Origin of the sequence: Methylobacterium sp. WSM2598 (assembly GCF_000379105.1) — a bacterium.
Lineage (GTDB): Bacteria > Pseudomonadota > Alphaproteobacteria > Rhizobiales > Beijerinckiaceae > Methylobacterium.
On record NZ_KB900609.1, the window covers coordinates 5459935 to 5470033 of the forward strand.

Genomic DNA, 10099 nt, shown 5'->3' on the forward strand with positions numbered 1-10099 from the left:
CGCGGCGGGACCCGCCCGCAGGAGGTGCCGCGTGCACGGAGCGCGCGAAATCCGCGCGGCGCGGGGGGGCGCCGCCGCGTCCTGCTGTGCTAGATAGGGCGTATGCGTAGCACCGTCCCGGTCTCCTCCACGCGACGCATCCTGTGCGTCTTCCCCGCCTACACGCCGTCCTTCGGCACGTTCCAGCACGCCTACCCGCTCATGGGCGGGGTCAAGGCGTTCATGCCGCCGCAAGGATTGCTGCTCATCGCCGCCTACCTGCCGGAGGCTTGGCAGGTCCGCTTCGTCGACGAGAACATCGCTCCGGCCGCGCCCGAGGATTTCGCCTGGGCGGACGCGGTCTTCGTCTCGGGGATGCACGTCCAGGCGCCGCAGATCCGCGACATCGGCGAGCGCGCCCACGCGGCCGGCCGGGTCGCGGTGCTGGGCGGGCCCTCGGTCTCGGGCGCGCCCGAGCAGTATCCGGACTTCGACTACCTCCACATCGGCGAGATCGGCGACGCCACCGACGAGCTCATCCGCCGGCTCGACGCCGACGTCGCCCGGCCGCCCGCGCAGCTGCGCCTGGAGACCGGGGAGCGCCTCGGCCTGTCCGATTTCCCGGCCCCGGCCTACGCGCAGGTGCCGCTCCGCCGCTACCTGATCGGCTCGCTGCAATTCTCCTCGGGCTGCCCCTACCGCTGCGAGTTCTGCGACATACCGGCCCTCTACGGCCGCCAGCCGCGGCTGAAGACCCCCGAGCAGCTCCTCGCGGAACTCGACGCGATCGTGGCCCAGCCCGGCCACCCGGCCGTGGTCTACTTCGTCGACGACAACTTCATCGGCAACCGCAAGGCCACGCGGGAGATGCTGCCGCACCTGGTCGCGTGGCAGAAGCGGAAGGGCTACCCGCTCCAATTCGCCTGCGAGGCCACGCTCAACATGGCCAAGCAGCCCGAGATCCTCGCGCTGATGCGGGAGGCCAACTTCGTCACGGTGTTCGTCGGGATCGAGACGCCCGAACTCGACGCGCTCAAGGTGATCGACAAGACCCACAACGCCGCCGTGCCGATGCTGGAGGGCATCGCGACCCTGAATTCCTACGGCCTGGAGGTGACCTCCGGGATCATCCTCGGCCTCGACACCGAGACCGCCGAGTCCGAGGAGAAGCTCGTCGCCTTCATCGACCGGTCCGGGGTGCCGGTCCTGACCATGAACCTGCTCCAGGCGCTGCCGCGCACGCCGCTCTGGGACCGCCTCGCGAAGGAGGGGCGCCTGGTGGACGACCCGCGCCTCGAATCCAACGTGCGCTTCCTGCGCCCGCACGACGAGGTGGTGGCGAGCTGGCGGCGTGCCATCGCCCACGCCTACGCGCCCGAGCGGCTGTTCGACCGCTTCCGCCACCAGATCGACGTGACCTACGTCAACCGCGTCCCCATCCCGGCGCGGAACCGCCTGACCCGGGACAATCTCCGGCGCGCCCTGGTGATGGGCTTCAACATCGCGGTGCGGGTGGGGCTGCTGTCGGATTACCGCCGCGCCTTCTGGCGGGCGGCCGGCTACGCCCTCCGGCGCGGCCAGGTCGAGGCGGTGTTCAACATGGGCTTCGTCGCCCACCACCTGATCCGCTTCACCCGCGAGGCGCTGGAGGGCAAGCAGAACGCCTCCTTCTACGCCACCCGCCCGGTGGAGAGGTCGAAGGAGGGCGCGGTCGGCTGGTGGCGCCGCACCCGCTCCGAGCGCAAGCCCGCCTGAGGAATGCGCCCCCGCGCTGCGTCGGGCCGCGCGCTCGCGTTGATCGCACGACGTCGCCGCACCCGCGGCGCGTCGCGCCAGTCTTCGCGCCGCGCCGCCGCACTCCGCTCCCGCCCTTCGCCAGCGTCAGCGCCGGTTGCGGATCCCCGAGTCTCGGAAAATTCGGCGCGGCCGCGGCCCGGGATCGATTCCGAATTCGCCCGGAGACTTATTTAACCTTGCGTCAACTGTTTCAGAACAGGTTTCCCGGGAGCAGAATTTGCCCACGCACGGGCATCGAAAGTGCTGCTCGCGGCGCCCTGCCCTCGAGACAGAGTCGATCATGCAGATCAAGCATCGGCTGAATGCCATTCTCGCCCTCTTCGTGATCATCGTGATCGCGCTCTGCGGCCGCAGCCTGCACGAATCCTGGCGGCGCTGGAGCTTGGCCGAGGAGGTGTCGCGTCTCGCCAGCGTCGATCGCGCCCTCCTGGACACCTTGAGCGCGATGCGGTTCGAGGGCGGGGCCCTCAGCGCCGCCCTGCGCATCGAGGTGGACCAGGCGGCGAGCCTGCGCAGCGAGGCCGCGGAGCGGAGGGCGGCGCTGGAGGCCGCCCTGCCGCCGGCCCTGGCCCGGCTCGAAGAGGTGGAGCATCCCGCGATCCGCGCCGCCGCGGAGGCGGTGCGCGCGGTCATGGCGGAGTGGCGGCGCCTGCGCCAGGAGAGCGACGCGGCGCTGGCCAGACCCCTGGCGGAGCGCGACAAGGAGATCATCGGGCGGGTGATGGCCGGCCGCGACCGCTTCGTCGCGGCGGGCGAGGCGCTGCTGGTGGCGGTCGAGGCGGAGATCCGCGCCGAGGATCCCACCCTCTCCGACCTCATCCTGGGCCGCACGATGTCCTGGGCGGCGCGCAGCCTCGCCGGCAGCGCGAACGTCCAGATCAACGAACTGCTCACGCAGAAGCGCCCGATGACGCCCACCGAGCAGCAGAGCATCAACGCCCTGTTCCGCGTCTCGGATTTCGCCTTCGCGGCCGCCCGCGAGATCGGCACCCGGACCGGGATGGCGCCGGCGCTCCGCGCGGCGATCGCCGACGCCGACGCGGGCTACTACAAGGGAGCCTACCAGGACACGCTGCGCAGGATCCAGGAGGTGCTGGCCTCGCCCGACCTGCCGCGCCCGAGCGTGGCGGAGTGGCGCAAGGGCTCGACGCCCGCCCTCAACACCATCGGGGCCGTGCCGACCGCCTTCGTGGTGGAACTCGACGAGGCGGCCGCGCGGGCGGCGCGGAGCGCCACCCAAAACCTCGCCGTCTTTGCCGGGCTGCTCGTCCTCAGCGTCCTCCTGGCGGCGTGCGGCATCGCCTTCATCGCCCGCGGCATCATCCGCCCCCTCTCGGCCATGACCGTCGCGGCCGAGCGCCTCGCGCAGGGCGACACGGCGGTGGCGGTGCCGGGCGGCGGCCGCCGCGACGAGATCGGCGCCCTCGCGGCCGCCGTGCAGGTGTTCAAGGACAACCTGCTGCGCAGCCGCGTCCTGGAGGAGGAGGCCGCCCTGGCGCGGGCCGGGGCCGAGGCGCAGCGCCGCGCCGCCACCCACGAGATGGCGGAGGGTTTCGAGCGCGCCGTGAGCGGCATCGTGCGCGCCGTGTCGCGCTCGGCCTCCGAGCTGCAGGCGACCGCCCGGACCATGACCGCCACCGCCTCGCAGACCGCGGTGCAATCCGCCTCGGTGGCCGCCGCCGCCGAGCAGGCCGCCTCGAACGTGGGGACGGTGGCGGCCGCCGCCGAGGAACTCGGGGCCTCGGTGCAGGAGATCGGCCGGCAGGTCGCCGGCTCGACCCAGCTCGCCCGAACGGCGGTGGCGGAGGCCGGGACGACGGCCGGCGTGGTGGAGGACCTCGCCGGGGCGGCGGCCAAGATCGGCGAGGCGGTCTCGCTGATCACGACGATCGCGGGCCAGACCAACCTGCTGGCCCTCAACGCCACGATCGAGGCGGCCCGGGCCGGCGAGGCGGGCCGGGGATTCGCGGTGGTCGCCGCCGAGGTCAAGGAGCTCGCCAACCAGACCGCCAAGGCGACGGAGGAGATCTCCGCGCAGGTGGGCCGGATCCAGGCCTCGACGCGGCAGGCGGTGGGGGCGATCGGGGGCATCGGCTCGCGGATCCGGGAGATCAGCGACGTGGCGACGAGCATCGCGGCGGCGGTGGAGGAGCAGGGCGCGGCGACCCAGGAGATCGTCCGCAACATCACGCAGGCGGCGACCGGGACCGGCGAGGTCACGGGGAACATCGCCAGCGTGGCGGGGGCGGCGGAGGAGACCGGGGCGGCAGCCAACCACGTGCTGGCGGCGGCGTCGGCCCTGTCGGAGGAATCGGACCACCTCGCCGCCGAGGTGCGGCGCTTCCTCGAGACTGTCCGGGCCGCCTGACGGCCCGCGGCGGCCGCCGGGCGCGCCGGCCGCCGCGCCGGCTGCCGGGGAGGGGCGCGGCAACGCCCTGCGACCGAATATCCCTCGTTCCCCACCTCGCTCCCCACTTGGCAGGGCGCTTGCACGCCGCTATAGACCGCGCTCCACGTTTTCACACCATTGAGAGGACTCGACCGATCGGTCGTGGCCTGACGAGATGTCCCCGGGCAACCGGGTGACGAATGGCCGGCGGGCACAAGGGGTTTCCCCTCGCGCCCCGTCCGGCCATGTCCTGTCCGAGACTGCAGGCGCCGGCTCGCCGGCTTAATTCCCCAGCCTGCACAGACGGGGAAGACCGAGTTTTCCGCCCCCGCCGCCCTCGCGGGCGGGCAGGGCGTCGGTTTGAACCATCTCACCCAACGTCAGCGACCGCAAGGCCGCCGGTTGGGGACAGGGCCGTGAAGCGTCGCTCGCGCCGCCGCGGTCTTCCGAGGCCCCGGCTCAGCACGGGCGGCAAGTGCAACCGGTGGGACCATCCCGGTCCCGCCAACCGGAGAGAGCCCGGTGGACAGAGCAGCAAAAGCTGATCTCGTCGCGTCGCTCAACGAGGTGTTCTCCACCACCTCGCTGGTCGTCGTGGCCCACTACAAGGGCCTCACGGTCGCCGACATGCAGAAGCTGCGCAGGCAGATGAAGCAGGCCGGCGCCACCGTGAAGGTCGCGAAGAACCGCCTCGCCAACATCGCTCTCGACGGCACGAACGTCGCCTCCATCAAGCCCCTCCTGAAGGGCCCGACCCTGCTCGCCTATTCGAGCGATCCGGTCGCGGCCGCCAAGGTGGCGGTGGACTTCGCCAAGGGTAACGACAAGCTCGTGATCCTCGGCGGCGCCATGGGCGCGACGGCCCTGAACCCGGACGGCGTGAAGGCCCTGGCCACGCTGCCGTCCCTCGACGAACTGCGCGCCAAGATCGTGGGCCTCGTGCAGGCGCCCGCGACCAAGATCGCCCAGGTCGTCAACGCGCCGGCGGCGAAGCTCGCCCGCGTGTTCGGGGCCTATGCCGACACGGCGAACAAGGACGAGGCCGCCTGACGGCGCTTCGCTCGCATCGCAACCGTTCAAACCGACAACACGCAGGAACTGAAAATGGCTGATCTTGCCAAGCTCGTCGACGACCTGTCGTCCCTGACCGTCCTCGAGGCCGCCGAGCTCGCGAAGATGCTCGAGGAGAAGTGGGGCGTCTCGGCCGCCGCGGCCGTCGCCGTGGCCGCCGGCCCGGCCGCCGGCGGCGCCGCCGCCCCGGCCGCCGAGGAGCAGACCGAGTTCACCGTCGTCCTGGCCGCGGCCGGCGACAAGAAGATCGAGGTCATCAAGGAGGTCCGCGCGATCACCGGCCTCGGCCTCAAGGAGGCCAAGGACCTGGTCGAGGGCGCTCCGAAGCCGGTCAAGGAGGGCGTGTCCAAGGACGACGCCGCCAAGCTCAAGGCCCAGCTCGAGAAGGCCGGCGCCAAGGTCGAGCTCAAGTAAGGCGATGCGGGTCCGCACGGGCCCGGACCTTCGCGTCGCGGCCGCCGGCTCAGGCCGGCGCGCCGCGGCCCCTCCAGCCCGCGGGTTCGCGCCCGCGGGCTAGAGCGTTTTCCGGCGAAGAGCGCGCTGCTTCGACGCCCCCTCGGGATCCTGGGCATGGATCCCCATATGTTTCCGTTCGGGTGAGGATCGCCGCAAGCGGTCCGGCCGGGAAGGTCGATGCGGCAGGGGTGCCCCGGCAGGGGGCCCCCCGCGTCCCTCCGGCCCCGTGAGGCGGTGGATGAGGAGCGAGGTCACCTATGGCCAACACGCTGGTCGGTCGCAAGCGCATTCGCAAGTTCTTCGGCAAGATTCGGGAAGTCGCCGAGATGCCGAACCTCATCGAGGTCCAGAAGGCGTCCTACGACCAGTTCCTGATGGTCGACGAGCCCGAGGGCGGCCGTCCCGATGAAGGATTGCAGTCCGTCTTCAAGTCGGTCTTCCCGATCTCCGACTTCTCCTCGACCGCCCTGCTTGAGTTCGTCAAGTACACCTTCGAGGCGCCGAAGTACGACGTCGACGAGTGCCGCCAGCGGGGCATCACCTTCGCGGCGCCGCTGAAGGTCACGCTGCGCCTGATCGTGTTCGACGTCGATCCGGATACCGGGGCCAAGTCGGTCAAGGACATCAAGGAGCAGGACGTCTACATGGGCGATATGCCCCTGATGACGGAGAATGGCACCTTCATCGTCAACGGCACCGAGCGCGTGATCGTCTCGCAGATGCACCGCTCGCCGGGCGTCTTCTTCGACCACGACAAGGGCAAGACCCATTCCTCGGGCAAGCTGCTGTTCGCCGCGCGCATCATCCCGTATCGCGGGTCCTGGCTCGACGTCGAGTTCGACGCCAAGGACATCGTCTACGCGCGCATCGACCGCAAGCGGAAGATCCCGGTCACCTCGCTGCTGTTCGCGCTGGGCCTCGACGGCGAGGAGATCCTGTCGACCTTCTACAACCGCATCACCTATGCGCGGGACGGGCGCGACTGGCGCGTGCCCTACGACGCCGAGCGCCTGAAGGGCTTCAAGGCCACGACCGACCTCATCGACGCCGATTCGGGCGAGGTCGTGCTGGAGGCCGGCAAGAAGCTGACCGCGCGCGCCGCCCGCCAGATCGCCGAGAAGGGCACCAAGGCGCTGCGCGCCACCGACGAGGATCTGGTCGGCCAGTACATCGCCGAGGACATGGTCAACTACAAGACCGGCGAGATCTACGCGGAGGCGGGCGACGAGATCAGCGAGAAGCTGCTGAAGGGGCTCTCCGACGTCGGGATCGAGGAGATCCCGGTGCTCGACATCGACCACGTCAACGTCGGTCCCTACATCCGCAACACGCTCGCGGTCGACAAGAACTCGGCCCGCGAGGGCGCGCTGTTCGACATCTACCGGGTGATGCGTCCGGGCGAGCCGCCGACCCTCGACACCGCCGAGGCGATGTTCCACTCGCTGTTCTTCGACGCCGAGCGCTACGACCTCTCGGCGGTCGGCCGCGTGAAGATGAACATGCGCCTCGACCTCGACGCGCCCGACACGATGCGGACGCTGCGGCGCGAGGACATGCTGGCGGTGGTCAAGGCGCTGGTGGACCTGCGCGACGGCAAGGGTGAGATCGACGACATCGACCACCTCGGCAACCGCCGCGTCCGCTCGGTCGGCGAGCTCATGGAGAACCAGTACCGGCTGGGGCTCCTGCGCATGGAGCGCGCCATCAAGGAGCGGATGTCCTCCGTGGACATCGACACCGTGATGCCGCAGGACCTGATCAACGCCAAGCCGGCGGCGGCGGCGGTGCGCGAGTTCTTCGGCTCGTCGCAGCTCTCGCAGTTCATGGACCAGACCAACCCGCTCTCCGAGGTGACGCACAAGCGCCGCCTGTCGGCGCTCGGGCCGGGCGGTCTCACCCGCGAGCGCGCGGGCTTCGAGGTGCGCGACGTGCACCCGACCCATTACGGCCGCATCTGCCCGATCGAGACGCCGGAGGGGCCCAATATCGGCCTCATCAACTCGCTCGCCACCTTCGCGCGGGTGAACAAGTACGGCTTCATCGAGACCCCGTTCCGCCGGGTGCGCGGCGGCGTCGTGACCGACGAGGTGGTCTACCTCTCGGCCATGGAGGAGGCGAAGTACTACGTGGCGCAGGCGAGCGCCGCGATGGATGCCGAGCGCCGCCTGACCGAGGACCTCGTGGTCTGCCGCCGCGCGGGCGAGGTGATCGTGGTCGCCCCCGACCGCGTCGACCTGATGGACGTGTCGCCCAAGCAGCTGGTGTCGGTCGCCGCGGCGCTGATCCCGTTCCTGGAGAACGACGACGCCAACCGGGCCCTGATGGGCTCGAACATGCAGCGCCAGGCGGTGCCGCTGGTGCGGGCCGACGCGCCCTTCGTGGGCACCGGCATGGAGGCGGTGGTCGCCCGCGATTCGGGGGCGGCGATCGCGGCCCGCCGCGCCGGGGTGATCGACCAGGTCGACGCCACCCGCATCGTCATCCGCGCCACCGAGGAGACCGACCCGACCAAGCCCGGCGTCGACATCTACCGGCTGCAGAAGTTCCAGCGCTCGAACCAGTCGACCTGCATCACGCAGAAGCCGCTGGTCCGGGTCGGTGAGGTCGTCAAGAAGGGCGACATCATCGCGGACGGCCCCTCGACGGAGTTCGGCGAGCTCGCCCTCGGCCGCAACGTGCTCGTCGCGTTCATGCCCTGGAACGGCTACAACTTCGAGGACTCGATCCTGCTCTCCGAGCGGATCGTGAAGGATGACGTGTTCACCTCGATCCACATCGAGGAGTTCGAGGTGATGGCCCGCGACACCAAGCTCGGGCCGGAGGAGATCACCCGCGACATCCCGAACGTCTCCGAGGAGGCGCTCAAGAACCTCGACGAGGCCGGCATCGTCTATATCGGGGCCGAGGTCCACGCGGGCGACATCCTGGTCGGCAAGATCACGCCGAAGGGCGAGAGCCCGATGACGCCGGAGGAGAAGCTCCTGCGCGCCATCTTCGGCGAGAAGGCCTCGGACGTGCGCGACACCTCCCTGCGCGTGCCCCCGGGCGTCACCGGCACCATCGTCGAGGTGCGGGTGTTCAACCGGCACGGCGTCGACAAGGACGAGCGCGCCCAGGCCATCGAGCGCGAGGAGATCGAGCGCCTCGCCAAGGACCGGGACGACGAGCAGGCGATCCTCGACCGCAACACCTACGCGCGCCTCGCCGACGTGCTGGTGGGGCAGTCCCCGGTCGCCGGCCCGAAGGGGTTCAAGAAGGACACGCTCCTCACCCGCGAGGTGCTGGCCGACTATCCCCGCTCGCAATGGTGGCAGTTCGCGGTCGTCGACGATCGGATGATGACCGAGATCGAGGCGATGCAGAAGCAGTACGACGAGTCGAAGAAGCGCCTGGAGCAGCGCTTCCTCGACAAGGTCGAGAAGCTGCAGCGCGGCGACGAACTGCCCCCCGGCGTCATGAAGATGGTCAAGGTCTTCGTGGCGGTGAAGCGCAAGATCCAGCCCGGCGACAAGATGGCGGGCCGCCACGGCAACAAGGGCGTGGTGTCCCGGATCGTGCCGATCGAGGACATGCCGTTCCTGGAGGACGGCACGCACGCGGACATCGTGCTCAACCCGCTCGGCGTGCCGAGCCGCATGAATGTCGGGCAGATCCTCGAGACCCATCTCGGCTGGGCGGCCGCCGGGCTCGGGCGCCAGGTGGCGCAGGCGGTCGACGCCTACCTGCGCAATCAGGACGCGCAGCCCCTGCGCGAGCAGATGAGCCGGATCTACAGCCCCTCCGAGCTGGAGGGCCTGTCGGATCGCGAACTCGCCGAGGTCGGCAACAACCTGCGCCGCGGCGTGCCGATGGCGACGCCGGTCTTCAACGGCGCCAAGGAGGCCGACATCGAGGCGATGCTGGAGATGGCCGGGCTCGACCGCTCGGGGCAGTCGACGCTCTACGACGGGCGCACCGGCGAGCCCTTCGACCGCAAGGTCACGGTGGGCTACATCTACATGCTCAAGCTGCACCACCTCGTGGACGACAAGATCCACGCCCGGTCGATCGGCCCCTACTCGCTCGTCACCCAGCAGCCGCTGGGCGGCAAGGCGCAGTTCGGCGGCCAGCGCTTCGGCGAGATGGAGGTCTGGGCGCTCGAAGCCTACGGGGCGGCCTACACGCTGCAGGAGATGCTCACGGTCAAGTCGGACGACGTCGCCGGCCGCACCAAGGTCTACGAGGCCATCGTGCGCGGGGACGACACCTTCGAGGCCGGTATCCCGGAGAGCTTCAACGTGCTGGTGAAGGAGATGCGCTCGCTCGGCCTCAACGTCGAGCTGATCTCCTCCAAGCGCGCCGCCAACGACCAGCTCGAGGCGCCGCCGGAGGCGGCCGAGTAGGACCGACCCGACGCGGCGGGCGCGA

The 10099-nt window shown here is 70.4% G+C and carries 5 protein-coding genes; all 5 read left to right on the forward strand.

The window, feature by feature from the left end:
- Positions 1 to 102 precede the first annotated feature (102 nt).
- Positions 103 to 1734, forward strand: a complete 1632-nt coding sequence (locus MET2598_RS0125730) for a B12-binding domain-containing radical SAM protein (RefSeq protein WP_012330353.1) — start codon at positions 103 to 105, stop codon at positions 1732 to 1734.
- A gap of 322 nt (positions 1735 to 2056) precedes the next feature.
- Entirely contained in the window at positions 2057 to 4144 is a 2088-nt protein-coding gene (locus MET2598_RS0125735) for a methyl-accepting chemotaxis protein (protein WP_018262841.1), read from the forward strand.
- Between the two features lie 543 nt (positions 4145 to 4687).
- Positions 4688 to 5215 carry a 50S ribosomal protein L10 gene (gene rplJ, locus MET2598_RS0125740; protein ID WP_012330351.1) on the forward strand — a complete coding sequence of 176 codons (528 nt, stop codon included), beginning with the start codon at positions 4688 to 4690 and terminating at the stop codon, positions 5213 to 5215.
- 54 nt (positions 5216 to 5269) lie between these two features.
- On the forward strand, positions 5270 to 5650 hold the full coding sequence (gene rplL, locus MET2598_RS0125745) for a 50S ribosomal protein L7/L12 (RefSeq protein ID WP_012330350.1): 381 nt from the start codon (positions 5270 to 5272) through the stop codon (positions 5648 to 5650).
- 299 nt (positions 5651 to 5949) lie between these two features.
- Complete coding sequence (gene rpoB / locus MET2598_RS0125750; protein WP_012330349.1) at positions 5950 to 10074, forward strand: DNA-directed RNA polymerase subunit beta; 4125 nt, start codon at positions 5950 to 5952, stop codon at positions 10072 to 10074.
- Positions 10075 to 10099: the final 25 nt, after the last annotated feature.